Here is a 25,629-nt window from a genome sequence, read left to right as displayed (position 1 = left end):
GACCGCGGGGCTCTGGAAAGCAGCTAAACCACGGGCACCGCTGGCCGGTACCCGTCAAAAAATCGATGCTGCCTGTTGAGCACGAGAATGAGTCTGCCACCAACAGCCGCGCCATGGCAAAAAGTGTCCCTGCTCAGCGGTAAGTTTGATTGCGACATGAGTGTGCACGTGACCGGCTTAGATCCTGTGACCAGCGACGAATTACTGGAGGGCCTCAACCCCCAACAGCGCCAGGCGGTGCTGCATGAAGGCTCGCCGTTGCTGATCGTTGCCGGTGCCGGGTCGGGCAAGACGGCGGTGCTGACCCGCCGCATCGCCTACCTGCTGGCCGCCCGCGACGTCGGCGTCGGTCAGGTGCTGGCCATCACCTTCACCAACAAGGCCGCCGCGGAGATGCGCGAGCGCGTGGTGCAACTGGTGGGCCTGCGTGCCCGCTCGATGTGGGTGTCGACGTTCCACTCCACCTGCGTCCGGATCCTGCGCAACCAGGCCTCGCTGCTGCCGGGGCTGAACTCCAACTTCTCGATCTATGACGCCGACGACTCGCGGCGGCTGCTGCTGATGATCGGTAAGGACATGGGGCTGGACACCAAGCGGTACTCGCCGCGGCTGCTGGCCAATGGGATTTCGAATCTGAAGAACGAGCTGATCGGTCCCGAGCAGGCGGCCTATGACGCGTCGAACGCCATGGAGGACTTGCCCCGAATCATCGCCGAGGTCTTCGCGGAGTACCAGCGTCGGCTGCGAGCGGCGAACGCGCTTGACTTCGATGACCTGATCGGTGAGACAGTCGCTGTGCTGCAAGCCTTTCCGCAGATCGCGCAGTACTACCGGCGGCGGTTCCGGCACATTCTGGTCGACGAGTATCAGGACACCAACCACGCGCAGTACGTCTTGGTCCGAGAGCTGGTCGGACGTGAGACCGAGGACGGCGTCGCACCCGCCGAACTGTGTGTGGTCGGCGACGCGGATCAGTCGATCTATGCGTTCCGCGGAGCGACGATCCGCAACATCGAGGACTTCGAACGCGACTTCCCCAACGCCACAACGATTCTGCTCGAGCAGAACTACCGGTCGACGCAGAACATCTTGAACGCAGCCAACTCGGTGATCTCTCGCAATGCCGGCCGCCGCGAGAAGCGGCTGTGGACCGACGCGGGGGAAGGCGAGCTGATCGTCGGCTATGTCGCCGACAACGAGCACGACGAGGCCCGGTTCGTTGCCGAAGAGATCGACGCGCTCGCCGACAAGGGCGAGATCACCTACAACGACGTCGCGGTCTTCTACCGCACCAACAACTCGTCGCGTGCTCTGGAAGAGGTCTTCATCAGGGCGGGCATTCCGTACAAAGTCGTTGGGGGCGTCCGGTTTTACGAGCGCAAGGAGATCCGCGACATCGTGGCGTACCTGCGGGTGCTCGACAATCCCGGCGACTCGGTGAGCATGCGGCGCATCCTGAACACGCCGCGACGCGGCATCGGTGATCGTGCCGAGGCGTGTGTGGCGGTGTACGCCGAGAACACCGGGTTGAGCTTCAACGATGCCCTGCAGGCGGCTGCCGAGGGCAAGGTTCCGATGCTGAATACCCGCTCGGAAAAGTGCATTTCGAGTTTCGTCGAGCTGATGGATGATCTGCGCAGGCGTCTCGACGGGGAGCTGGGTGAACTCGTCGAGGCCGTACTCGACCGAACCGGGTACCGTTCGGAGCTCGAATCCTCCAGCGACCCACAAGATTTGGCGCGGCTGGACAACCTAAACGAATTAGTCAGCGTCGCACACGAATTCAGCACCGACCTGGCCAACGCCGAGGCACTGGGCGAGGTAGATCCCGCGGACGAAGATGTGCCCGACACGGGGGTCCTGGCGAAGTTCCTGGAGCGGGTCTCGCTGGTGGCCGATGCCGACGAACTGCCCGAGCACGGCGCCGGTGTGGTGACGATGATGACCCTGCACACCGCCAAGGGCCTGGAGTTTCCCGTGGTGTTCGTGACCGGCTGGGAGGACGGGATGTTCCCGCATATGCGGGCATTGGGCGATCCCACCGAATTGTCCGAGGAACGGCGGCTGGCATACGTCGGCATCACCAGAGCCCGGCAGCGGCTCTACGTCAGCCGGGCCAAGGTGCGCTCGTCATGGGGGCAACCGATGCTCAATCCCGAGTCGCGATTCCTCAAGGAGATCCCGCAACACCTGATCGACTGGCGGCGCACCGACCCCACACCGGGCTTCAGCTCTCCTGTCAGCGGGGCGGGCCGGTTCGGCACCCCTGAAATGCGAAGGCCGTCGCCCACGCGTTCATCGGCCGGTAAACGCCCACTGCTTGTGCTGGAGCCGGGCGACCGGGTCACCCACGACAAGTACGGGCTCGGTCGCGTGGAGGAAGTGTCCGGCGTCGGCGAATCGGCCATGTCGCTCATCGACTTTGGCAGCTCGGGTCGCGTCAAGCTGATGCACAACCACGCGCCGGTGGCCAAGCTCTAGAGGAATGCCTTCGTCGCGCCGTAGTAGTTCTTCTCGAACTTCTCCTTAGAGACGGAAACGTCCTGTGTGTCGGCCCACGTCCATAGTCGGAATTCGATCATGCCGGATGATGTCTCGATCACCGGAGAGCGCAACACGGCACTGTGACGCCCCGTTTTGTTGAGCAACATGGCCGTACCGATGTGCAGGATGCATCGACTGCGGTCGGGTTCGAGCTTCTTGGCGTGATCCAGGCTTGACGTGGTGTATACGGTCGATTCGTCGACCACGCCGGACCACGCGCCGGCACTGCGCAGCCAATCCGTCAATTCGCTGTGGGTCGAGCTATCGCCCTGGCTTTTACTGAGCCAGTCGTCCGGATCGCCTGTGAACTTGAAGAGCAGATTGGTGTGGTCGCGGATGGCGGACATGACCATCCAGTCCGCTTGGTTCGGCCGTTGGTCCGCCCGCATGCGCTTGACTATCTCCGGATAGTTGGCGTCCCGCAGCGCCTTGCTCGCGACGACCCGCATTCCCCGCGGCCAGTTTTGCTTGGGTGCCAGGAGTGCTTCACCGCGGTCGAACAGGGCCGTGGCGAACGCCGCATACGCCGCCGGCGCGTCCTGGGCCCAGACGTTGACGAATGCGGCGACGGTGCACAGTCCGTTTCCGCCCTGCTCGGCGCCGTCGGGTTTGTTGACGCGTTCGGCGATCGCCGTCGCGACGCCGGCCCGGTCCAAGTGTGCCCACGGACCGGCGGCCGTGCTCGCCCGGAATGTCGCGACTGTCGCCAGTGCCGCCGGGATCATCGACACCGCTGCGGGCTGACGGCCGTAGCGGTCCACTGGCGGAGGCGGGGGTGGTGGCGGTGGGGGCGGTGTCAACCCCCGGTCGTGGGCGGAGATGTCGCGGTCCAGCGCGGTGATGGTGGCTCGGCCGATCACCGGATCACCCGGTGTAATGTGCCAGTCCTTCTTGAACTTCACCACGGCCGCACCGGTATCCGGGCCGAACTTTCCGTCGACGCCGCGCGGGCCGACCGGGTAGCCAAGGTCCGTCAGCGCCTGCTGCACCGCGGCGATTGCCCGTCCTTCATGCTGAACCGGTGCCGGGAACGGCGCAGTTCCCTTGGCTCCTAGCCGAAGTGTCCCTGCGAGGACAGCCTCGAGTTCCCGGTCGCCGACGAATCGCAGGCTCTCCAATGCGGCTGCGGGCGTGATTGATTCCTCGTCCGCCGCCTCCCCGGGTATCGGGCCCGGCCCCACGATGTCCCACCCCATGCGTCCCTTGAACACGCCTTCGTCGATCGACCAATACCCTTTGCAGTCGATGCCCACCGCGTTCCAGCCGTGCCCTCTGCCGTTGATGGTCAGCCAATCGTTGACGTAATTCGTTGAGCCGCTCGCGATCTGGCGGGCCATCTCGTCGGCGAACTTGTCGCCGCCGCTGCCGTCGCACGGCGCCGCGTCCGCATATCCGAGGATCGCCGTGAGCGATCCCTTGCGGCACTTCAGTAGTTCCGCCCACGCCTTGGCGTGTTTGCTCACCAACACCGAGCATCCGGCGATGATCAACACGGAGGGGCCGTCGTTGTTGCGCCAGTGCGGAAGCAGATCCGCAGGGCCGACCCAGTCGACATAGTTGCCATGCGAACCGCACGGGCCACCCAACGTATTGAGCACCAGCTTCCCGGACTTCATCAGTCCGTGGCCGGCGTAGTACACGAATATGGCCGGCCTGCGGATCTGCCGAAACACCGGGGCCGGCAACTTCCAGCGCGGCACCGCTGTCATCGCCAGCTTGAGCACCTCGACGCCCGCGGACTTCAACAGAGCTTCGGCATCGGGCTCCTGTCGGCTCTCATTGGACGTTCGCGTCCCTGGTGTCAGCGGCTGCGTGGCGAACCCGCGCAGCGGACCACCCACAGCCGCGCGGAATTTCGCGTCGCTGGAGGCACCCGGCCGGCCTATCGTGGTCACCGAGTTGTTGCCCCCGCTCGTGATCGGCAGTTGCGCGGGGGAGACCGCGGGCGCGCGGTAGCTGACCGTTGTCACGGCCTGGGTGCTGGCCACTTGGTGGAGGGTGATCCGCGTACTCGTCGAAACGGCCGGGCCGGTAACCCCGTTGGGGGACAGCGCCGTGACGTCAACGGTGACCGATGCCGGCATGATCGGAATCGGGATCCCGCTTGCCTCACACTCGATATCGACCGCCGCGACGCCATGCCCGATGACATCATCCCAGGCAAGAGGGCCGGAAGGTCCATCGAATCGGCACCCGGTCGCGGTCACCTGCGCGACGCCGTCGGGTGCTACCGCGATCGCATCGAGATGTGCCCATGTCTTCTCACCGACCAGTCCGGTGTGATGGTCGGTCTGGCCGGGAAACACCAAGCGCTGGAAGGCTTTGACGGCTTTCTCGGTGTGCTTGCCGAAATTGCAGTCGACCACTAAGGGGCAGTCCTCAAGCCCTGGTTGACCGTTGGCGACCAGATATCCATGCATCGCGTTCAGCTTGTGCTGGATCTCGCGAACAGCCCGGTGGATCACCGGCCTCTTGAGGAACTTCGGTCGTTGGCTCGGCGGGACGGGGAGATCCGGGCAGGAGTCTGGCGTCGCCTCACTCAGCGCGCGCACCACCACGGTATGTGCAGGGACCACGCGGTCCATGCCGGCCACCCGATGACCGTCGGGCCGGTCCATGACGGGCACGAACAGCCCGGGAACACCGCTTCGGCGCGCCTGCAGGTGTGGACCTGCGACCACGGCGACGCTGGTGAATGGGCTGCCACGGCCTCTGGCGATGACCAGATCGCCTTGGTGCAGTGGACAACTCAGCGGTTGGTTGGGGGCCGCGATCGTGCGGAATCTCGGATCGTCGGGCATTCCCGCGCTGATCCGGTCGAACAGCTCGGCGGCGTCACTGGCCGCTATCGGCGGCATCGGCCCGCGGAGGGTGGCCTTCGCGCATCGTCGTGCGATCGCGACGGCGACGCGCCCGGCGGCTTGCAGCCCGGATTGCAGTGCACCCTCCATATAGCCGAAAAACCCCGGCGATGCTTGCTCGCCGGCGAAGTAGATCCGATCCCGGAACGACCCGTTCAGGTTCTTGACGATGGTGGTGACTTCCCCCTGGGCGGGGACGGCATACCCGCTCTTGATGAAGGGCTCGTTCGGCCAGTCGACCATCAGCTTGTCCACCCGGTTCTTCAGATAGTCGGGGTAGAGGCCGTCCATCCGCTTGGTGTAGGTGGCTTCGTTCTGGACGAAGCCGCCGCCGGCGTAGACGGTGAGCCCGAAACCCTTGGTGCCCTTCTGTTTATCCGTCGCCTCCCACACGCTGCCGACGGCGTCGGATTTGGCTACCGGCGCGAGCTTGTGCTTCTCCCAGAACTTGTTGGTGAACGTGCTGATGAACTTCACAGCCGGGCCATGCGAGACGGTGAACTTGGTGGCGTCGAACTCGGGCGTGGAATGCACACGCGGCCAGGTGATCGGCGGCCCGGCGAGGATGACGTAGTCGAATGCTTCGTGTTGCTGGCCACTGGCCTGCCGGTAGGTCAGCCGCGTCGCGCCGGTGCCGAGCGTGATCGACTCGACAGGGCTGCTCAGCCGAATATCCTTGACCCCCTTGGCCAGATGGCTGGCGATCTGGTCGTTGCCACCGGCGCAGCGGTGCGTTTCGGTGTGCGTCCAGTAGCCCAGCATGTCGTTACCCATCCGGCCTGCGCTGACCGCCGCGAGAAGGGCGAGATAGCTGTGCTTGGCCACCGGCGCGCAGTTGTCGTTCTCGATGGTGAACTCGAGATAGCTGCGAGCCAGGCTGGAGGTGGTGCCGAACATGTCCGCTTCGTTGAAGCGATCGGCGACCGACATGTTGTCCCATTTCGCAGCCGATTTCGCGGTCCACGGCGCCACCGCGGACACCGTCTTGGCTTCGTTGCCCATCACCGTCAGAACGCGGTTGAGCTCCTTGTCGACTTGCTTCTTCTCCGCAGCGGTCAGCTCATGACCGCCGAGGATTATCCGCGTCCGCAGCCCCTGCCGGGCGTAGTCGTCGTCAGTGCTGATCTTTTCGAGCTGGAGTTTGAACTTCTTGGCGAGCATGATCCAGGTGGGGTGGTTCTCGCCGATCAGCTCGGCTCCCGCCTCGACGATCTTGCCTGCGATCACTTTCCGGTCGGTGCGAACCCGGCCACCGAGTTGATCCCTGGCTTCGAACAGCGTGACGTTGAATCCGCCGTCTTGCAGCGACCATGCGGCCATGAGGCCTGCGAACCCGCCACCGACGACCGCGATCCGCAGTTCCTTCGGACAGGGCTCGTCCTCGGAGAGCGCACGCACGGGTATCGGTGTCCGCGGAGGCACCTGGTAGGCCATCGCCGCGCTGTTACGACCCGAGGCGGAGACGCGAAACGTTCCGGGCTCTGTCGGTGTGGGTGCGCCGCACTCGCGGTCGAGCGCAGTAATGGTCTTGGGGCCCACCACCGGGTCGTCGGGCGTGATCCCGTGAGCCTTCTTGAATTGCACTACCGCACGGCCGGTTTCGGGCCCGAACTTGCCGTCCACACCGGACGGTAGCGGATAGCCGGCGTCGACGAGCGCCCGCTGCACCTTCCGTACCGCATCTCCTTCGGAGCGGACAGGAGCGGGGTACGGCGAAGTGCCGGGGGCGCCCAGTCTCAGCCGGCCGGCGAGCACGTCGGCAAGGTCAGGATCGTTGGCGAAGTGGGGGCAGGTGAGTACCTTGGTGTCCGTCTCGTCCATTTCGTCGTCGGCCTCACTTTCAGATGGAGGTGCTGCGGAGACTGCGGCAACGGCACGTTCTATGTCGAGATAGCCGAAACCGGCTCGCAGAGGGTCGATTCCGTCGCTCGCGGTTCGGCAGGAGCCAAGCAACGCATCGCGTGTTTCGCCGATGTGCAGGGGTCGGCCCGCGGCTTCGAACATCAACGCGACCGTCGCGGTGACAGCGGGTGCGGCCATGCTGGTGCCCGACATCCGCGTGCGGCCTCCACCAGAACGTGCGCCGTCGATCAGCACTCCCGGCGCCACGCAGTCGGGTTTCTGACGGCCATCGCGGGTGTGTCCGGAACTCGAGAAGTGCCCGAGCGGGCGCCCCGCCAGATGCGGGTCATAGGCGCCCACCACGATCGGCAACCGCCCGTTGGCGATGCTGCCCGTCGTGGTTGTCGGGTCTGCGCTGTCGGCGGTAAACCGCGACTGGCATCGGTAGCAGCCGGTGTCACGCTCGATCCAGGCATGCACCCGGCCGTCTGTTACGTCATCACCGATGAGCCGGATCTCCCACCGCGGCACCTTCACTGCGGGGTCGATGAAGATGCTGCATTGGTTGTCGCCGTTGTTCGGGTCATGGAGGCGGTGGTGGATACGGCCGACGACACCGGTTTCATCGACGATCTCGGCCGTCGCATTCGGTCCCGCGGATGCCTGTAGTTCGCCATCGGGTGTGGCGATCTCGACGGTCAACCGATCGGACCCCGGATACCAGATATCGATCTCGTTGAGACTGGTGTCGGCGGGATCAACGTCGACATAGACATGCCGGGTTTCGCCCTGACGCAGCGTCCAGGATTCGTGCGTGTGCCGTTCGTAGTAATTCCCGCAGGACTGCACGATGGCCCGGCCCGGGTTCTCGCTGAGGAATCTGTCCATCGCCAGCTCGACCAGCGTGTGGCCGGTGTGCTCGCCGGCATGCCGCCCGAGACTGAGGTTGATCACACATGGTCGGTCGCCGGCAACGGAATGGATGTAGTGCAGCGCCTCGAGTAGTTCGCAGGAATCCCCGAGCGGTAGCTGGTCGACGGCCTCGCGGCCCATGTTCACAAATACGAAGCGCGCACTATCGGCCAGGCCGGCGACAATGCTTGACGTGTGGCTGCCGTGGGCCCCAGGTCCGTGGTCGAAGTCGGCGACGTCGTAGTCCAGTGTGGTGTAAGGATTTTCGGTCTCCAAGGCGGAATTGATCTCCGCGGCGTCGATGATGCGGCCGTAGCCGTAGGGGCCGGCGTGGTGATCGCCATAGCGATCGCGCTGATCCCACATCGCGATGAGGCGGGTTTGTCCGTCCGGACGGCGCAGGTCCGGGTGGGCGATGTCCCAGCCCCAGTCGACAAGGCCGACCACAACGCCGTCACCGCTGACGGGCAAAGCGCAACCGCGTACTGTTTCGGTGATGGCATGATCCCGCAACGGATCTGGCGGTTCGACCTCTGCGGAATAGCGGTGAGGCGCCTTGACGCTGACGGTGCTGCTGTCCTCCCATATCGCCTGAATCGACTCGCGGGCAACGCGAGCGGTGACGATGTCTCCGAACCTGGAAACGACGTGCATGCCGGGAGGAGCTTGGTCGGCGTCGCGCAGCCGCACGATGATGGAGACCTGTTCTTCCGGAGGGCCCGCGGCAGGGCGGGCCAGCTCCTGCAACGCGGGATCCACCGGACCTACTTCTTCGTTTCTGCCCCGGGCGAAGGCGTGGTCGACCCGCCGGACAGGCCATCGAGCTTCTTGAGAATCTGTTCGATGCCTTTGTCCACCTTGTCGAAACGCTCCACGATCACGTCGGGCACGGCCGCCTTGTAGACGTACAGCGTGACAGTCGAATCCTTGGCGACCAGTTTGGGCTTGCGCGGATCCTGGTCGTAGACGGTGCCGATCTCGTCACCCTCGCCACCCTCGACCGGGATCACGACGGATTTCAGCCCCCGTTCCGCGATCTCGTTCTCGGCATTGGTCCGCGCCCACCCGAGAACGTCGGGAACCGCGATGTCGCCGGACTGGGCTGTGCTACCCGAGCCACCTATGTTGAAGACGGTTGCCATGACGTCCCCCTTACGAAGTCTTCGGCTTCATGGCGATGAGCAGCAGGATCAGCATCATCGGGTCGCCCAGCGGTGACTTCGCGGCGTCACCGCCGGAGGACGGCGTCATCAGGAACAGCAGGGGCAGCATGGTGGCGAACTGGTTCTTGCTCGCCGTCAGCACGTCTAGTTCCTTGTCGCCGTCCTTGACGGTGACAGTCTCCTGCGTGAGCATCGGCAGTAGGACGCTGAGCATCTTGGTCTGCTGCAGGTCGGCCCGAGTGCCGTCCAGGCCCTTTCGCCGGTCGATCGTTTCTTTGCGAAGCGCGGCAGTTGTTTTCGTCTGGCTCGACGCAATGCCGTTTGTGCGAGACTCCAACGCCTTCACCGCGTTCGACAGCGTTTCGATCTTCGCGTCGAGGCTACGGGCGGTGGCTTGCACTTGGCCCTGGCTGGCGGGCGACGGCCCCGTGCGCGCCTGGAAACTTCCCCGCCGCGTCGGTGTCCGCAACGGCCGCCGGTAGGCCTCGTCGCTTTCGTCGCTATCGATGTCATCCAGTAGGGACTCGAGTTCGTCCAAATCGGTGACGGTCATCAGGCACCCCTTTCTCAAGTAGTTGTGCACTCACGATCGCGGACCTTCCGCGAACGACTGTAAGAATGTGCGCGCACCGCGGGCAGCACAATTCGGTTGAAACTCAATGCATCTGGCGGCAGAGTGCCGGGTCCGCTTCGGCCGTGGCACAACGCGCATTCAACGTCGGCACCCAGGCACCTGGGGCAGGCGCCGAGTGCGGCGGCGACCTCGTCGAGTGTGGTACACAGTCGTTCGAGTTCGACGGACAAGTGTTCCCATTGCGCGCGCAATTCCTCGGCGCGCTCTTGCCGGGCTTCGGTAACGACCGGTTCTTCAGCGCCGTCGTCTTCATAGGCGTCGAGCTGTGATTCGAGCCCGGACTGGCGCTCCGCGAGCATCTGCGCAACGGCGGCGAGTTGCGGATCGCCGCCGACCATTTCGGCGACCTGTCCGGAGATGTCCTCACCGGCAAGGTGACGCTGCAGAAGACTCGTGATTGGTTCTGCGACTGTCATCGTCATACCCTCTCCATCCAGAATTCGTCCGACTCGAAGCTCTCGTCGGAGTCGAGTGCGTCGGCGTCGTCGTAGGCATCGTCGTAGTCGGCCTCGAACTCATCGGATTCGTCCGACTCGGGTGGAATGGCGGCGAGAAGCTGAAGCAGCTGCTCTTGTCCGATGTCTGGATCAGTGACTTCCTCGTTGTCGGCCCATTCGGGTTCGCTGTCGACGGACTCCCTCGCGAGGCTGCCGAGCAGACCGGCGAACGCGTTCGCTGGAACCGAAATACCCGAGGAGCCAAGGGGGACCGCGACATTGCGGCCGGACAGCACGGCGGATAACGCCTTCGCGGTCTCCGGACGCTGCAATATGGTCTGGAATACGTTTGCGGCCGCACCGCCGGGAAGCAGTTGGCCTGCGGTGCCTACAACTCCACCGGCGACCCGGCCGATATCCCGCAGCGGGCCCCTGCCGCTCTTGGCGAGCGCGCCGCCCGTGCCGCCGATGAGCGCACCCCCGAGCGCGCCGAACGGTCCGAGTGCGCTGCCGGCGGCGGCACCGCTGAGCGCGCCCTTACCAAACGCGGCCAGCGTCGGTGCCGCCTTCTTCAGCGCCTTCCCGAGGGAACTGAAGAACTCCTCGTATTCGGCCGCCGAGACACCTTCGCCGAATGCTGCCCCGAAGGCCTCGTCGATTTCTGCGTCGGACAGTGCGGCGAAGCGATCGTCGAGAGCATCGCGAAGGGACGGGTAGTAGGTCTCTGTACCGGTCATCGCTCCTCCATGTGGTCGCGTTCGAAACCACTGTCGGGGATGCTTGTATCGCCGATCGTCTCCGGCGCCGTATCGAGTAGCGTGTGTGCTGGCGTCAACGACGCGTGATGGCGGTCGGGGGTGACGCACACTTCCCGCAACAGCGCGGAGACGACGGCGCACGCCTCATCGATGCTCGTACAGACGAATTCCCGGGTAGCGACTGTGGACGAACTCGTCTCCAACACCCGAACCAGCAACTTGTCGTGGTCTCGCCACGCTCGCACGACCATGGCTTTGGTCTTGCCCGACATGGGTCGACAGCGTGAAGGCTACGCGTCTGTATGTCGTCAACGATTCGTCAGCGCACAACTGGGCGTTCGCCGGCAATCGGCGCCGGCTGCCGCAACGGCTCGAGGCCGACTTTGCGTGCCAATTCGGGCGCGGGCCTTACCCTTAACTCGTTCCATAGCAGTCTGGCCATCGTGCTGAACTGTCTGCGCGCCTCACACAGGTTTCCCTGCCGTAGATGAGCGTCGATCAAAGCGGCGTGCGCAGACTCGCGTAAGGGTTCATCCGCTATGACCGCAAGCATGATGTCGATCGCCTCCGGGTAGCGCCCCGCCGCTTGAAGGCGTGCCGCGCTGGCTTCCAGCGCGTGCAAACGCAGTTGTCTAAGCTGTTCTCGCGCGAGAAGCAGCCAATCCTCGTCCCAGCCGGGAAGCAGTTCGGCAGTGCGGCCCATGAACCCAGAGTGCTCGCGGTGCCACGGCAACTGCTCGTTGAGTAGATCCTCGGCCTGTCTGCGGAATTGGTGGACGTCCACCGACACCGACTCTCCCAGCGCCAGTCGGTTCGCGTCCCCTGTGACGAGATCGGTTGCTGCACAGCGTATCCGCCACAGCGCGGTGCGAAGACTGGCGCGCGAACGCTCATAGGAGGCATCGGCCCACAGCCGGTCGGCCAGTATGCCGCGGTCGCAGTCGGGTGCCACCATCTTGTCGAGAGACAAGTAGGCCAGCACGCGGCGGGCATGCAGAGGCAGACTGAGGTGTTTGCCGGTCACCCTGAGCGCAAACCCACCCATCAGGCTCAAATGCGTTCCAGTGTGCGTGAAATCGTCTGTGCCGCAGCAGGCTGTCGTCATCTCGGCCCCCCCGGATTGATCGCTGCTGTCCTCAGTGTCGGCACTGGCCATACAGAATTCTTGAGTAGTGCACTACTTGAATTCGACCGCGGGCACTCTCGAGTGAACGACAGCGGCGCGGCATCGGCGTTGATGGCAAGCGTGAGCTCGTCCGGCGCGTCTTGGGCTGTGTCAGCCCGCGCGGGCCCAGCGTCCCGTCGCCGGCAGCAGTGCGAGCAGGATGGTGACCACCGGCAGCGCGGGAATTGCATAGACGACGGGTGACAGTTTCGCGCCGGCGACGAACAAGCCCGCGAAGATCAGCAGTGCGACGACCGCCCCGACCACGATCAGCAGCCGGGCCATCCGGCGGCGCAGCAGCAGCGCGATCAGGCCGCTGATGCTGGCCGCAGCGGACACGGCCGTCAGAAAGCCGATCGCAACGCAGAACAGCGGGTCAGATTTCCACCATCCGGTGATCAGGTCTGTGGCAATGACCGCCGTCGCCCAGCCGGCAAAAATGCTGACGACCGCCGTCGCGATCGCTGCTTTCGGGTTCGCCGGCTTGGGTCGCGACGACCCCACGGCGACAGGCGTGGCCCGCGGGATGTAATTCGTTTGCGGATCGGCGACCGGGATCTCGCCGGTCGGATGCCTGCGGATGATCGAGGTCTGCGGCTCGGAGTGCGCGGGTTGCGGCGCGGACGTGGTGGGTCCATCGGGCTGACGCCGGATGCGCGGTTGTTCGGGAGCGGGTTCGGAAAAGGCTTTGTCGGACGGGCCGTCACTCACACTTAGCCAACGTAGTTGCCCGGGGACAGTCCCCGCTGCGCCAACCACGGAACAGGGTCGACGCGGTTGGTGCCGTTGAGCAAGACCTCGAAGTGCAAGTGCGGTCCGGTCGAGTTGCCGCGGTTGCCGATGGTGGCGATCTGGTCACCGGCCATCACGCGCTCGCCCTTGCTGACCAGCCACGTGTTGACGTGTCCGTACAGCGTCACGGTGCCGTCGTTGTGCCGGATCTTGACCCACGCGCCGTAGCCCGCGGTCGGGCCGGCGTCGATGACCACACCGTCGGACGCCGCGACGATCGGCGTGCCGATCGAGTTGGCGATGTCGATGCCGCCGTGCAGAACGCCCCAGCGGTAGCCGAAGCCGGACGTCCAGACGCCCTTCGTCGGCATCACGAACAGCGGCCGGTTCAGCCGTGCCTCGCGTTCAGCGCGCTCCTGTGCGAACGCGGCGGCCTTGGTGATCTCCTCGGCGTGCACGGTCTCAACTGACGCCGGGGTGACGGCGACGACCTGCATGCCGTCCACCGAGCCTGCGATGGCGCCCGCACCCATGGTCTGGTCGGCGGCGAGCACGGTCTCGGCGGGCTCTTTCTCGGAGGCGTGCGTCATCGAGTACGCGCCGGCGGCGGTGGCGCCGACGGCCATCGCCGCGACCATCAGGCGGCCCTTGACGGGTACGTCCTGCTTTCGGTGCAGACCTCGCCGTCCGGAGATGTCGATGATGTCGGTGGCGGCCACACCGTCGCTGACGTCGGTGTGGCTGTCGCGATAGGCATGATTCGAGCGGCGCTCTTCGCGCGCATCGGGCCGGAACTCCGACGGCACCGCCAGCCGCAGCGGGATCAGATCGTCGGTGTCATGCAGGTCGTCCAGCTCGGGCGCGCGGATGACCTGCGATTCGCGGTCGAACGCCATGTTCTCGCGAAAGTCGAGGTCAGCGAGGTCACCGAACTCGTTGAACGGGATGATGTCGGTGATTTCGGTGGCGTCTTCCGGGGCCGCTACGGCGATCCTGCGGTGCCGACTGTTCGTCGAGACTCCTTGCGGAGATCTGGACAAACGGTGCTGCGCCAACCTGGAAAGTCCTTCTAGTCGTGACCGAAACGTGATCTAGACCAGAGGCACGTTAACCAAATCCCAATGTTGGTGGCAACCCGAGCGGGTATTCCGCCGGGGATTGTGACGTGTATCACGTGAGGCCCGGCGGTGAGATCTGCCACATGACCGGTAGGCGGTGCAGATCCTCGCGACGCGTGTGGATAAAGTTCCCCCAGCCCTTTCGGCGCAAACCTTGAATTAACTTGACCGTCAACGTAAACAGACAGTGAGTCCATGGATCTCTTCGAATACCAAGCGAAAGAGCTGTTCGCCAAGCACAACGTGCCAACCACGCCCGGTCGCGTAACCGACACCGCTGAAGGCGCCAAGGCGATCGCCGAGGAAATCGGCAAGCCCGTCATGGTCAAGGCTCAGGTGAAGGCCGGCGGCCGCGGCAAGGCCGGCGGCGTGAAGTACGCGGCCACCCCTGAGGACGCGTTCACCCACGCGCAGAACATCCTCGGTTTGGACATCAAAGGGCACATCGTCAAGAAGCTGTTGGTCGCGGAGGCCAGCGACATCGCGGAGGAGTACTACATCTCCTTCCTGCTGGACCGCGCCAACCGCACCTACCTCGCGATGTGCTCGGTCGAGGGCGGCATGGAGATCGAAGAGGTCGCCGCGACCAAGCCCGAGCGGCTGGCCAAGGTGCCCGTCAACGCCGTCAAGGGCGTCGACCTGGCGTTCGCACGCTCCATCGCCGAGCAGGGCCACCTGCCGGCCGAGGTGCTCGACGCCGCGGCGGTGACGATCCAGAAGCTGTGGGAGGTCTTCGTCGCCGAGGACGCCACGCTGGTCGAGGTGAACCCGTTGGTCCGCACGCCGGATGACCAGATCCTCGCGCTGGACGGCAAGGTCACGCTGGACGCCAACGCTGACTTCCGCCAGCCGGGCCACGCGGAGTTCGAGGACCGCGATGCCACCGATCCGCTCGAACTCAAGGCCAAGGAGAACGACCTCAACTACGTCAAGCTCGACGGTGAGGTCGGCATCATCGGCAACGGCGCGGGCCTGGTGATGTCCACGCTCGATGTCGTCGCCTACGCCGGCGAAAAGCACGGCGGCGTGAAGCCCGCCAACTTCCTCGACATCGGCGGCGGCGCATCGGCCGCGGTGATGGCCGCGGGCCTCGACGTCATCCTGCATGACCCGCAGGTGAAAAGCGTCTTCGTCAACGTGTTCGGCGGCATCACCGCATGCGACGCCGTGGCCAACGGCATCGTCCAGGCGCTGCAGATCCTCGGCGACGAGGCCAACAAGCCGCTGGTGGTCCGGCTCGACGGCAACAACGTCGACGAGGGCCGTCGCATCCTGGCCGAAGCCAACCACCCACTCGTGACGGAGGTGGGGACGATGGACGAAGCCGCCGACGTCGCCGCCGCCAAGGCCGCCGAAGCTGCGAAGGCCTGAAAGGACTGACATGGCAATCTTTTTGACGAAGGACAACAAGGTCATCGTCCAGGGCATCACGGGCGGCGAGGCCACCACGCACACCGCGCGGATGCTGAAGGCAGGCACCCAGATCGTCGGCGGCGTGAATGCGCGCAAGGCGGGAACGACGGTGTCGCACAAGGACGTCAATGACAAAGACGTCGAGTTGCCGGTGTTCGGCACCGTCGTCGAGGCGATCGAGAAGACCGGCGCCGACGTGTCGATCATCTTCGTGCCGCCGAAGTTCGCCAAGGACGCGATCATCGAGGCGATCGACGCAGAGATCCCGCTGCTTGTGGTCATCACCGAGGGAATTCCGGTGCAGGACAGCGCATATGCGTGGGCCTACAACGTCGAGAAGGGCAACAAGACCCGCATCATCGGCCCGAACTGCCCAGGCATCATCACGCCCGGTCAGTCGCTGGTTGGCATCACGCCGGCCAACATCAGCGGCCCGGGTCCGATCGGGCTGGTGTCCAAGTCGGGCACGCTGACCTACCAGATGATGTTCGAGCTGCGCGATTTCGGCTTCACGACGTCGATCGGCATCGGCGGTGACCCCGTCATCGGCACGACGCACATCGACGCCATCGAGGCGTTCGAGAAGGATCCCGACACCAAGGTCATCGTGATGATCGGCGAGATCGGCGGCGACGCCGAGGAACGTGCCGCCGACTACATCAAGGCCAACGTCTCCAAGCCGGTCGTCGGTTACGTCGCGGGCTTCACCGCCCCCGAGGGCAAGACGATGGGCCATGCGGGCGCGATCGTGTCCGGCTCGTCGGGAACCGCCGCCGCCAAGAAGGAGGCCCTCGAGGCCGCCGGGGTGAAGGTCGGCAAGACCCCGTCGGAGACCGCCCGCCTGGCCAGAGAGATCTTGCAGAGCCTGTAGCTCGCTCGCGCGAGCAGACGCAAAGGTCCCCACACGTCCGGCGTGTCGGGGACTTTTGCGTCTGTTGGGCAAATTTGGTTAGTCTCTCGAATTAACACCCGTCAGGAGGTCTGTAATGGTCGACCCGCGGACCCCGGTCGTCGTTGGCGTCGGCCAGTTCACCGAACGCATCGACGATCCTTCATATCGGGGGATGTCGGCGGTGGAGCTGGCGACCGAGGCCGCGCGCGCCGCGCTCGCCGATACGGGCGTGGCCACGGCGAAGGTCGCAGCGGCGATCGACACGGTGTACGGGCTGCGGCAGTTCGAGATCTCCGGGCCGATGCCTGCGACGCTGGGCAAGTCCAACAATTACCCGCGCTCGGTGATGAACCGGCTGGGCGGCGACCCGGCCCGCGTCGTGCTTGAACCCGTGGGCGGACAAAGCCCGCAAAAGCTCGTCACCGAGGCGGGCAACACCATCGTGGCGGGCGACGCCGACGTCGTGATGATCATGGGCTCCGAGCCGGGCTCGACCGCGCGATACTTCGCCAACCGCGATGACAAGCCGGATTTCACCGAGCACGTCGACGGGCAGCTCGAGGACCGCGGTCACCAGATCTTCAGCTACATCGACGATTACACGATCCAACACGGGTTGACGGGCGCTCCGGTGCAGTACGGGCTGCTCGAGAACGCCCGTCGGGCGCGCCTCGGATTGAGCGTGGCCGACTATCGCCGGACGATGGCCGAACTCTTCGCCCCGTTCTCGAAAGTGGCTGCCAAGAACCCATTTTCGTCGTCACCGGTGGAGCGGTCGGTCGACGAGATCGTCACCGTCACCGACGACAACCGGATGATCTGTGACCCGTATCCCCGCCTTCTCGTGGCACGCGATCAGGTCAACCAGGGCGCGGCGGCGATCATGATGTCGGTCGAGGCGGCCCGTCGGCTCGGTGTGCCCGAACAGAAGTGGGTGTACGTGCACGGCCACGCCGACATGATCGAGCAGGCGACACTGGACCGCGCCGACCTGGGCGCCAGCCCGGCGTCGGTGATGGCCGCGCGAGAAGCGTTGCGGGTGGCCGGAATCGGGGTCGATGACATCGCCACCTTCGATCTGTACAGCTGCTTCCCGTTCCCCGTTTTCGTCATCTGCGAGGCGCTCGGTATCGACGGTGGCGATCCACGCGGCTTGACGCTGACCGGCGGACTGCCGTACTTCGGCGGCCCCGGCAACAGCTACTCACTGCACGGAATCGCCGAAACGGTGAGCGAAATGCGCGAGGCGCCAGGGCGATTCGGCTTCGTCGGCGCCAACGGCGGCATCATGAGCAAGTACTCGGTCGGCATCTACTCCACGGAGCCCGTCGACTGGCGGACCGACCGCAGCGAGGAACTGAAGGCACAGATCGCGGCCCTGCCAAAGGTCCCTGTGGCCCGAAATCCTGACGGCCCCGCCACAATCGAAACCTACTCGGTGCGCTACGACTGGCCGATCCGGACCGGGATCATCGTCGGCCGTCTCGACGCCGACAACAGCCGCTTCATGGCCACCACCGAAGACGACGATCTGGTGGCGCTGATGTCCGACGGTGATCCGCTCGGCGCTGCGATCAGCGTGTGGTCCACCGAGAACGGAAATCGGGCCGCGCTCGGCTAGACGGCGGCGGTGTGCTCGACGATCGCACGGACGATCATCGCCCAGTCGGCGCGATCGACTCCGTGACCGGCTCGCTGCAGCGGCAACAGCTTTGCGCCGGGGATCGCCTCCGCCAGCGCTTCGCCGTGCGGCGGCGGGAACATCGGATCTGCACTGCCATGGATGACCAGTGTCGGCGCGGAGATCGACGACAGGGACGCGGTTGGCGGCTCGCCGTCGGGCAACACGTCGTGGTTCTGCGCCGCCGCGAAATTGTGCGCTCGCTCGACGTCGCGGCGAATGAGCGCGCGCATCGGCTCCTCATCGAACGGGCGTACGCCCCCCGCGAGCACGCGCGAATATTCGACCAAGTACTCGATCACCGACTCCGAGTCGGACCAGTCAACTTCCATCGTTGTCACGAACCGCGTGAAATCCTCAGTCGGCGAAGGGAGTTCGGGTCCGCCCGACAGTGCCAGAGAGGTACTGATCAGGACGAGAGATCGCACGCGGTCAGGGAAGCCGATGGCAAGCAGTTGCGCGATCGCGCCGCCCGCCGAAACTCCGACCACGTGCGCAGCCGAAAGGCCGTATGCGTCGATCACTCCGGCCGCATCGGCGACTAGGTCCGCATTCGTGTATCCGGGGCGTCCCGGCTCACAGGTGATCGATCGGCCGGTGTCGCGATGGTCGTAGCGAATCACGAACCGTCCGCGCTCGGCGAGCATCCGGCAGAAACCGTCGTCCCACCACAGCATCGACGCGCCGGTGCCCATCACCAGCAAGATCGGCGGGTCGCCTGGATCCCCGAACGGCTCCGTGCACAGCTCGACGCCGTTCGTCTGGACCATTCGCTCCATCGCGCTCCCGGGAGTGCACTGGTCACAACCCTGACTGCAATCTCGACGTTAGGGCAACGTCGTGCTACACCGCTGCGGCTAGCTTCCCGGCGAGCCGCTCGACGTACGCCGCGACGTCGTCGGCCGAGCGATCCGGCAGACCGAACAGCACCTCCGTCACGCCAAGGTCGGCCCATCGAGCCAGCTTCTCGGGATCCGGCTTGAAGTCCAACGCGACGATTTGGGGCGCACCGTCGCGGCCCGCAGCCGCCCACGTGTCTTGCAGCAGCTTGACGGGTTCGTCGATGTCGAAGTCGCGGGGCGTGGTGATCCACCCGTCCGCACTTCGGGCGATCCACTTGAAGTTCTTTTCCGTGCCGGCCGCGCCGACGAGCACCGGGATATGCGACTGCACCGGCTTGGGCCACGCCCAGGATGGGCCGAAATTCACGAACTCGCCGTCGTAGGAAGCCTCTTCCTCGGTCCACAACGCCCGCATCGCTTCCAGGTACTCGCGAAGCATGGTGCGCCGACGGCCGGGCGGCACGTTGTGGTCTTCGAGTTCGTCTGTGTTCCAACCGAATCCGACGCCGACGCTGACCCGCCCGCCGGAGAGGTGATCCAACGTCGCGATCGACTTCGCCAGCGTGATCGGGTCGTGCTCAACCGGCAGTGCCACCGCCGTCGACAATCGCACGCGCGACGTCACCGCCGCGGCCGTGCCGAGCGAGACCCATGGATCCAGGGTGCGCATGTAGCGGTCGTCGGGCAGTGATTCGTCGCCCGTCGTCGGGTGTGCCGCCTGACGCTTGATCGGGATGTGGGTGTGCTCGGGCACGTAGAAGGTGGCAAAGCCGTGGTCGTCGGCTAGTTTGGCCGCCGCCGCCGGCGTGATGCCGCGGTCGCTGGTGAAAAGCACAAGCCCGTAGTCCATGCCGAGAATTAGAACGTGTTCCAGTCTGAGGGGCAAGGGCGGGGGTACGTGACTAGTTGACTTTCCTTCACCCCGAGCGTTACCCGCGACGACACCCGAGCGTCGCTGCTGGGATGGCTCACCATGACAACCGAACGCATCGCAGACCACGTCAAGTTCGCGTACTGGGTGCCCAATGTCAGCGGCGGCCTTGTCACCAGCGACATCGAGCAGCGCACCGACTGGAACTACGAGTACAACGCAAAACTCGCCCAGACCGCCGAGAACAACGGCTTCGAGTACGCCCTGTCTCAAGTCCGCTATGAGGCCAGCTATGGCGCCGAGTACCAGCACGAGTCCACGAGCTTTTCCCTGGCGCTGCTGCTCGCCACGCAGCGGCTCAAAGTGATCGCCGCCGTCCACCCGGGCCTGTGGCAGCCTGCCGTGCTCGCCAAGCTCGGTGCCACCGCCGACCAGCTGTCCAACGGCCGCTTCGCGGTCAACGTCGTGTCGGGCTGGTTCAAGGACGAGTTCACCCACCTGGGCGAGCCGTGGCTCGAGCACGACGAGCGCTACCGCCGCACCGCGGAGTTTCTGAAGGTGCTGCGCAAGATCTGGACCGAGGACGACGTGGATTTTCGCGGCGACTTCTACCGCATCCACGACTTCACGCTCAAGCCCAAACCGGTCAACACCCCCGACCGGCCCAATCCCGAGATATTCCAGGGCGGCAATTCGACGGCCGCGCGGCGCAACGGCGGCCGCTACGCCGACTGGTACTTCTCCAACGGCAAAGATTTCGACGGCGTCACCGAGCAGGTCGTGGAGGTGCGCGACCACGCACGAGAAGCGGGCCGAGAAGTCCACTTCGGGCTCAATGGATTCATCATCGCGCGCGACACGGAGAAAGAGGCCCGCGATACGTTGCGCGAAATCATCGAAAAGGCCAACCGGCCAGCGGTAGAAGGATTCCGCGCGGCCGTACAACAGGCAGGCAATGCGACCTCCGATAAGCGCGGCATGTGGGCCGACTCGACGTTCGAGGATTTGGTTCAGTACAACGACGGCTTCCGCACGCAGCTGATCGGAACACCCGAGCAAATCGCGGAACGCGTTGCGGCGTACCGCAAACGCGGCGTCGACTTGATCTTGGGTGGCTTCCTGCACTTCCAGGAAGAGATCGAATACTTCGGATCGCGCGTGCTGCCGCTCGTGCGTGAAATCGAGGATTCCGAAGAGAATTCGGCCGATTCACCCGTGCTGGCGTCTGCCTGAGGTGTAGATGTCCATGACCCTCTTATGAGGGTGCGCTAGCGTGGATGGTCGACGCCCATCCAGCACAGGAGAGGTCATGACTTACCCGCCCGGTAGCCCCGGATATCCGCCCGCACAGCAGCAACCGACTAATCAGTTCGCTGCGCCGACTCAGCAGTTCGGCAAGCCCGACACGGCCGCCGCCGAGGGCCCGAGCAAGCTGCCTCTGTATCTGACCGCGGCCGTGGCGGCGCTGGGTCTTGCGGTTTACCTGTCGAGCTTCGGCCCGCTGTTCACCGCGAGCGCCGACTTCTTCACGCCGACGTTGCTTGACCTCGGGGTGGTGGCGTCGCTCCTCGCGGCCTTGATCGCCGGAGTGGCCCTGATCCCGAAGCAGACGGCATCTCCCGCGTGGGTGGCAGTCCTGTCCGTGCTGGGCTTTTTACTGGTGCTCGCCATCGTGCTGACCGTGCCCGACGGCGTCTCCATCGACTGGGGGCTGTATCTGATCATCGCGTTCTCGGTGGTCCAGGCGATCGTCGCAGTAGCGGTGCTGCTCTTCGACGCAGGTGTCATCACCCCGCCCGTGCCGCGGCCGCGCTACGAGCAACCGCAGCAGTACGGCCAGTACGGCGGCCAAGGACCTTATTACGGACAGCCGCAGCACGGCGGCCCGCCTCAGCAGGCCCCGCAGCAGCGTCCCGGCTATCCGTCCCCGTACCCCGGTGGCTACCCGGGTGGTCCGCCGACGGGCGGCTACTCCGGCGGACAGCAGGGAGGGCCTCCGACGCCGCCGACCGGTTTCCCGACCTACGGCCAGCCGCCGTCCAGCAACGCGCCGACCCAACAGGTGCCGGCGCAGCCGCAATCGTCGTCATCCTCGCAGTCCGGCCAGGCGCCGTCGTAGTCTGAGCCGCGCGTGCGTCAACTTCGCGCGTTTAGCTTGCGCGAGGAGCGGCCTTAGTGGATAACCGACCAGTCGGCACACGCCAGGCGCGTGAGCTGCTTCGGGTCGCATTCGGGCCGTCAGTCGTGGCGCTGGTCGTCATCGCGGCGGTGACGCTCCTGCAGTTGCTCATCGCCAACAGCGACATGACCGGCGCGCTCGGCGCGATCGCCAGCATGTGGCTCGGCGTGCATCAGGTACCCGTATCGATCGGCGGCCGCGAGCTCGGCGTGATGCCGCTGCTTCCGGTCCTCGCGATGGTGTGGGGCACTGCGCGCACCACCGCGGCAGCCAGCGCGGCCTCCGGTCCCGCTCGGCCAGGGACGACGGGCAATGCGTCGTGGTTCGTCGTCCGGTGGGTGATCGCGTCGGCCCTTGGCGGCCCGCTGTTGATCGCCGCGATCTGTCTGGCCGTCATTCATGACGCAGCGTCGGTGCTGACCGAACTGCAGACACCGAACGCCCTGCGGGCGTTCACCGGGGTCCTGGCCGTACACGCCATCGGTGCCGTGATCGGCGTCGGGTGGCGCATCGGCCGTCGCGTCTTGGTCGACTCACCGCTGCCGAACTGGCTGCCCGACGCGTTCCGCGCCGCTACCGCAGGCGTACTGGCGCTTGTCGGCCTCTCCGGCGTCGTCATGGCCGGGTCGCTCGTGGTGCATTGGGCGACGATGCACGACCTGTACTCGATCACCGAATCGGTGTTCGGGCAGTTCAGCCTGACCGTCCTGTCGGTGCTGTACATCCCCAACGTGATGGTCGGTACGGCGGCGGTAGCCGTCGGGTCGAGCGCACATGTGGGTCTGGCCACGTTCAGTTCCTTCACGGTGTTCGGCGGTGACATTCCGGCGCTTCCCGTTCTTGCCGCCGTGCCGACGCCGCCTCTCGGGCCGGTCTGGGTGGCGCTGCTCATCGTTGCCGCGGCGTCGGGTGTCGCGGTGGGCCAGCAGTGCGCACGGCGACCACTGCCGCTACTGCCCGCGGTGGCCAAGCTCGTGGTCGCCGCACTGGTCGCCGCGCTGGCCATGATGCTTCTCGGGTACGCGAGCGGGGGTCGCCTCGGCAATTTCGGCGACGTCGGCGTCGACCAGGTCACCTTCGGTCCGGCCGTATTCGTGTGGTTCGTCGGCATCGGCGCGTTGACCGTTGCGATGTCCGGCGGCATCACGCGCCGGCCCAAGCGGCCCAAACCTGTGCCGGAACCCGAGACTGAACCTGAACCTGAACCCGACGAAGAGTTCCTCGACGAAGACGCGCCAGTCGAAGTGACGCCGGTGGCCGACGATCTGGCCGCGGCGTCACTGGGTCCCGACGACGCCGAGGACCATTTCGTTGCTGACGACGACGCCACGGCGAGCACGGGTGATGCCGAGAAGCTCAAGGACGATTAGGCACCCACTATTGTCGATGCGTGCAGCAACCGCTCCATGTGCCCCCGAGTGTGCCGGCACGAGTGGTGGTCCTGGCTTCTGGCACCGGTTCGCTGCTGCGGTCCCTGCTCGACGCCACCGGTGGCGACTACCCCGGGTCGATCGTCGCGGTAGGGGTGGATCGTGACTGCGCCGCCGTCGATATCGCGTCGGCGGCGTCGGTGCCGACGTACACCGTGCGGTTGCGCGACTATCCGGACCGCGACGCTTGGGACGCCGCCATGGCGGAAGCCACTGCCGCGCACCATCCAGACCTCATCGTGTCTGCCGGATTCATGAAAATCCTTGGACCCCGGTTTCTTTCGCGATTCATGGGCCGCATCATCAATACCCACCCTGCACTGTTGCCGGCGTTCCCCGGTGCACACGCCGTTCCGGAGGCGCTGGCCTACGGTGTCAAGGTGACCGGGTGCAGTGTGCATCTTGTCGACGCGGGCACGGACACGGGCCCGATCCTGGCGCAGGAGCCGGTGCCCGTCTTCGATGACGACGACGAAGCAACCCTGCACGAGAGAATCAAGGTCGTCGAAAGACGGCTGCTGGTAGACGTTCTGGCTGCGGTGGCAACCCGCGGCGTGACCTGGACCGGACGAAAGGCAACGATAGGATGACTGAGGACGGACGCAAGCCGATCCGGCGCGCATTGATCAGCGTCTACGACAAGACCGGTCTTGCCGAACTCGCTCGCGGCCTGCACGAGGCCGGAGTGGACATCGTGTCGACCGGGTCCACGGCGAAAACCATTGCAGCTGAGGGTGTTCCGGTCGCACGGGTAGAAGACGTCACGGGCTTTCCCGAGGTGCTCGACGGCCGGGTCAAGACCCTGCATCCGCACGTGCACGCCGGGCTGCTGGCCGATCAACGCAAGAACGAACACGTAGCGGCGCTGGCGGAACTGGGCATTTCACCGTTCGAGCTCGTGGTCGTCAACCTGTATCCGTTCACCGAGACCGTCAACTCCGGCGCGAGCGTCGACGAGTGCGTCGAGCAGATCGACATCGGCGGGCCGTCGATGGTGCGCGCCGCCGCGAAAAACCACCCGAGCGTCGCGGTCGTCGTCGAGCCGCTGGGCTACGACGGCGTGCTCGCCGCGGTCCGAGCCGGCGGCTTCACCCTCGCCGAGCGAAAGATACTGGCGTCGTTAGCGTTTCGGCACACTGCCGAATACGACGTGGCGGTGGCGTCGTGGATGGGATCGGTGCTGGCTCCAGAAGAGCACGCGCAGCAGTTGCCGGCGTGGCTCGGCGCGACGTGGCGGCGTTCAGCGCAGTTGCGATACGGGGAGAACCCGCACCAGCAGGCAGCGCTGTACCTCAACGAGGGCGCGTGGCCCGGCCTGGCCCAGGCCGAGCAGCTGCACGGAAAAGAGATGTCCTACAACAACTACACCGACGCCGACGCCGCGTGGCGGGCCGCGTTCGACCACGAAGAGATCTGCGTGGCGATCATCAAGCACGCCAATCCGTGCGGTATCGCCATTTCGTCGGTCTCGGTCGCCGACGCCCACCGCAAGGCCCACGAATGCGACCCGCTGTCGGCGTTCGGTGGCGTGATCGCGGCCAACACCGAAGTCACTGTCGAGATGGCCGAGACGGTCGCCGACATCTTCACCGAGGTGATCATCGCGCCCGCCTACGAGCCCGGCGCCGTGGAAGTGCTTGCGCGCAAGAAGAATATCCGCGTGCTGCTGGCGTCGGAGCCGCAGGTGGGCGGTGCGGAGTTCCGTCAGATCAGCGGCGGCCTGCTGTTGCAGCAGCGCGACGCGCTCGACGCACCCGGCGACGACCCGCTTGACTGGACCCTGGCCACCGGCTCACCCGCCGACCCGGCCACTCTCGCCGACCTGAAGTTCGCGTGGCGGACATGCCGTGCGGTGAAGTCCAACGCGATCGTCATCGCAGCAGACGGCGCCACGATCGGAGTCGGGATGGGTCAGGTCAACCGGGTCGACGCGGCCCGGCTGGCCGTGCAGCGTGGGGGAGATCGCGTGCGCGGCGCGGTCGCGGCGTCGGATGCGTTCTTCCCGTTCCCCGACGGGCTCGAGACGCTCACAGAAGCGGGGGTGAAGGCCGTCGTGCATCCCGGCGGGTCGATGCGCGACGACGTCGTCACCGAGGCCGCCGCGAAGGCCGGCATCTCGCTCTACCTCACCGGCGCCCGCCACTTCGCGCACTGA

General features: G+C 65.5%; 20 protein-coding genes. 9 read left to right on the top strand and 11 right to left on the bottom strand.

Translation table 11 applies throughout. The features are described from left to right. The first annotated feature begins 156 nt into the window (after positions 1–156). Positions 157–2,481 carry a DNA helicase PcrA gene (gene pcrA, locus ACWW36_RS04165; RefSeq protein ID WP_456140341.1) on the top strand — a complete coding sequence of 775 codons (2,325 nt, stop codon included), beginning with the start codon at positions 157–159 and terminating at the stop codon, positions 2,479–2,481. Here pcrA and ACWW36_RS04160 read toward each other — a convergent pair. The 9 genes from ACWW36_RS04160 to ACWW36_RS04120 form a co-directional block, all read right to left on the bottom strand. Further along, positions 2,478–8,918 carry an FAD-dependent oxidoreductase gene (locus tag ACWW36_RS04160; protein WP_456140340.1) on the bottom strand — a complete coding sequence of 2,147 codons (6,441 nt, stop codon included), beginning with the start codon at positions 8,916–8,918 and terminating at the stop codon, positions 2,478–2,480. The genes pcrA and ACWW36_RS04160 overlap by 4 nt on opposite strands. Positions 8,919–8,923: 5 nt before the next feature. Beyond that, complete coding sequence (locus tag ACWW36_RS04155) at positions 8,924–9,301, bottom strand: PASTA domain-containing protein (protein ID WP_456140339.1); 378 nt, start codon at positions 9,299–9,301, stop codon at positions 8,924–8,926. A gap of 10 nt (positions 9,302–9,311) precedes the next feature. Beyond that, positions 9,312–9,875 (bottom strand): hypothetical protein, encoded by a 564-nt coding sequence (locus ACWW36_RS04150; protein ID WP_456140338.1) that lies wholly within the window; start codon positions 9,873–9,875, stop codon positions 9,312–9,314. A 14-nt stretch (positions 9,876–9,889) separates the two neighbouring features. After that, positions 9,890–10,378 carry a hypothetical protein gene (locus ACWW36_RS04145; RefSeq protein ID WP_456140337.1) on the bottom strand — a complete coding sequence of 163 codons (489 nt, stop codon included), beginning with the start codon at positions 10,376–10,378 and terminating at the stop codon, positions 9,890–9,892. Next, the gene (locus tag ACWW36_RS04140; RefSeq protein ID WP_456140336.1) at positions 10,375–11,130 is read right to left on the bottom strand and encodes a hypothetical protein; all 756 of its coding nucleotides are present in this window, start codon (positions 11,128–11,130) and stop codon (positions 10,375–10,377) included. Before ACWW36_RS04140 ends, ACWW36_RS04145 begins: the two co-directional genes overlap by 4 nt. Further along, positions 11,127–11,423 (bottom strand): hypothetical protein, encoded by a 297-nt coding sequence (locus ACWW36_RS04135; RefSeq protein WP_456140335.1) that lies wholly within the window; start codon positions 11,421–11,423, stop codon positions 11,127–11,129. The genes ACWW36_RS04140 and ACWW36_RS04135 overlap by 4 nt, the downstream gene beginning before the upstream one ends. A gap of 47 nt (positions 11,424–11,470) precedes the next feature. Then, a complete protein-coding gene (locus ACWW36_RS04130) occupies positions 11,471–12,307 on the bottom strand; it encodes an AfsR/SARP family transcriptional regulator (protein ID WP_456140334.1) in 837 nt (278 codons plus the stop codon). Between the two features lie 120 nt (positions 12,308–12,427). Continuing rightward, positions 12,428–13,027 carry a hypothetical protein gene (locus tag ACWW36_RS04125; protein WP_456140333.1) on the bottom strand — a complete coding sequence of 200 codons (600 nt, stop codon included), beginning with the start codon at positions 13,025–13,027 and terminating at the stop codon, positions 12,428–12,430. Positions 13,028–13,029: 2 nt separating this feature from the next. Then, entirely contained in the window at positions 13,030–14,103 is a 1,074-nt protein-coding gene (locus ACWW36_RS04120; protein WP_456140332.1) for a M23 family metallopeptidase, read from the bottom strand. Between the two features lie 258 nt (positions 14,104–14,361). Here ACWW36_RS04120 and sucC point away from each other — a divergent pair, with 258 nt between their 5' ends. From sucC to ACWW36_RS04105, 3 genes are all read left to right on the top strand, one after another. Next, positions 14,362–15,537, top strand: a complete 1,176-nt coding sequence (sucC, locus tag ACWW36_RS04115) for an ADP-forming succinate--CoA ligase subunit beta (protein ID WP_456140331.1) — start codon at positions 14,362–14,364, stop codon at positions 15,535–15,537. A 10-nt stretch (positions 15,538–15,547) separates the two neighbouring features. After that, a complete protein-coding gene (sucD, locus tag ACWW36_RS04110) occupies positions 15,548–16,450 on the top strand; it encodes a succinate--CoA ligase subunit alpha (protein ID WP_456140330.1) in 903 nt (300 codons plus the stop codon). Between the two features lie 115 nt (positions 16,451–16,565). Beyond that, positions 16,566–18,092 carry an acetyl-CoA acetyltransferase gene (locus tag ACWW36_RS04105; RefSeq protein WP_456140329.1) on the top strand — a complete coding sequence of 509 codons (1,527 nt, stop codon included), beginning with the start codon at positions 16,566–16,568 and terminating at the stop codon, positions 18,090–18,092. Here ACWW36_RS04105 and ACWW36_RS04100 read toward each other — a convergent pair. Both ACWW36_RS04100 and ACWW36_RS04095 read right to left on the bottom strand, forming a co-directional pair. Further along, positions 18,089–18,931, bottom strand: a complete 843-nt coding sequence (locus tag ACWW36_RS04100; RefSeq protein ID WP_456140328.1) for an alpha/beta fold hydrolase — start codon at positions 18,929–18,931, stop codon at positions 18,089–18,091. The genes ACWW36_RS04105 and ACWW36_RS04100 overlap by 4 nt on opposite strands. 64 nt (positions 18,932–18,995) lie before the next feature. Further along, complete coding sequence (locus ACWW36_RS04095) at positions 18,996–19,844, bottom strand: LLM class F420-dependent oxidoreductase (protein ID WP_456140327.1); 849 nt, start codon at positions 19,842–19,844, stop codon at positions 18,996–18,998. Between the two features lie 123 nt (positions 19,845–19,967). Here ACWW36_RS04095 and sfnG point away from each other — a divergent pair, with 123 nt between their 5' ends. The 5 genes from sfnG to purH all read left to right on the top strand — a co-directional run bounded on the left by sfnG (position 19,968) and on the right by purH (position 25,629). After that, positions 19,968–21,098 carry a dimethylsulfone monooxygenase SfnG gene (sfnG, locus tag ACWW36_RS04090; protein WP_456140326.1) on the top strand — a complete coding sequence of 377 codons (1,131 nt, stop codon included), beginning with the start codon at positions 19,968–19,970 and terminating at the stop codon, positions 21,096–21,098. 76 nt (positions 21,099–21,174) lie between these two features. After that, on the top strand, positions 21,175–21,984 hold the full coding sequence (locus ACWW36_RS04085; RefSeq protein WP_456140325.1) for a DUF5336 domain-containing protein: 810 nt from the start codon (positions 21,175–21,177) through the stop codon (positions 21,982–21,984). A gap of 56 nt (positions 21,985–22,040) precedes the next feature. Next, positions 22,041–23,414, top strand: coding sequence for a cell division protein PerM (locus tag ACWW36_RS04080; protein WP_456140324.1), 1,374 nt, complete (start codon positions 22,041–22,043; stop codon positions 23,412–23,414). A gap of 20 nt (positions 23,415–23,434) precedes the next feature. Next, the gene (gene purN, locus ACWW36_RS04075; RefSeq protein ID WP_456140323.1) at positions 23,435–24,064 is read left to right on the top strand and encodes a phosphoribosylglycinamide formyltransferase; all 630 of its coding nucleotides are present in this window, start codon (positions 23,435–23,437) and stop codon (positions 24,062–24,064) included. After that, positions 24,061–25,629 carry a bifunctional phosphoribosylaminoimidazolecarboxamide formyltransferase/IMP cyclohydrolase gene (purH, locus tag ACWW36_RS04070; RefSeq protein WP_456140322.1) on the top strand — a complete coding sequence of 523 codons (1,569 nt, stop codon included), beginning with the start codon at positions 24,061–24,063 and terminating at the stop codon, positions 25,627–25,629. Before purN ends, purH begins: the two co-directional genes overlap by 4 nt.

Source organism: Mycobacterium sp. MMS18-G62, assembly GCF_053877835.1.
Note: the sequence above shows the minus strand (reverse complement) of the source record. Positions and strands in the feature narration are given on the sequence as shown.

Bases quoted from the DNA above. Each gene is read 5' to 3' on its own strand.
- ACWW36_RS04100 (WP_456140328.1), bottom strand. From the start codon at position 18,931: ATGGAGCGAATGGTCCAGACGAACGGCGTCGAGCTGTGCACGGAGCCG.
- sucC (WP_456140331.1), top strand. From the start codon at position 14,362: ATGGATCTCTTCGAATACCAAGCGAAAGAGCTGTTCGCCAAGCACAAC.
- pcrA (WP_456140341.1), top strand. From the start codon at position 157: ATGAGTGTGCACGTGACCGGCTTAGATCCTGTGACCAGCGACGAATTA.
- ACWW36_RS04155 (WP_456140339.1), bottom strand. From the start codon at position 9,301: ATGGCAACCGTCTTCAACATAGGTGGCTCGGGTAGCACAGCCCAGTCC.
- purH (WP_456140322.1), top strand. From the start codon at position 24,061: ATGACTGAGGACGGACGCAAGCCGATCCGGCGCGCATTGATCAGCGTC.
- ACWW36_RS04130 (WP_456140334.1), bottom strand. From the start codon at position 12,307: ATGGCCAGTGCCGACACTGAGGACAGCAGCGATCAATCCGGGGGGGCC.
- ACWW36_RS04095 (WP_456140327.1), bottom strand. From the start codon at position 19,844: ATGGACTACGGGCTTGTGCTTTTCACCAGCGACCGCGGCATCACGCCG.
- ACWW36_RS04145 (WP_456140337.1), bottom strand. From the start codon at position 10,378: ATGACGATGACAGTCGCAGAACCAATCACGAGTCTTCTGCAGCGTCAC.
- sucD (WP_456140330.1), top strand. From the start codon at position 15,548: ATGGCAATCTTTTTGACGAAGGACAACAAGGTCATCGTCCAGGGCATC.
- ACWW36_RS04150 (WP_456140338.1), bottom strand. From the start codon at position 9,875: ATGACCGTCACCGATTTGGACGAACTCGAGTCCCTACTGGATGACATC.
- ACWW36_RS04085 (WP_456140325.1), top strand. From the start codon at position 21,175: ATGACTTACCCGCCCGGTAGCCCCGGATATCCGCCCGCACAGCAGCAA.
- ACWW36_RS04140 (WP_456140336.1), bottom strand. From the start codon at position 11,130: ATGACCGGTACAGAGACCTACTACCCGTCCCTTCGCGATGCTCTCGAC.
- ACWW36_RS04135 (WP_456140335.1), bottom strand. From the start codon at position 11,423: ATGTCGGGCAAGACCAAAGCCATGGTCGTGCGAGCGTGGCGAGACCAC.
- sfnG (WP_456140326.1), top strand. From the start codon at position 19,968: ATGACAACCGAACGCATCGCAGACCACGTCAAGTTCGCGTACTGGGTG.
- ACWW36_RS04105 (WP_456140329.1), top strand. From the start codon at position 16,566: ATGGTCGACCCGCGGACCCCGGTCGTCGTTGGCGTCGGCCAGTTCACC.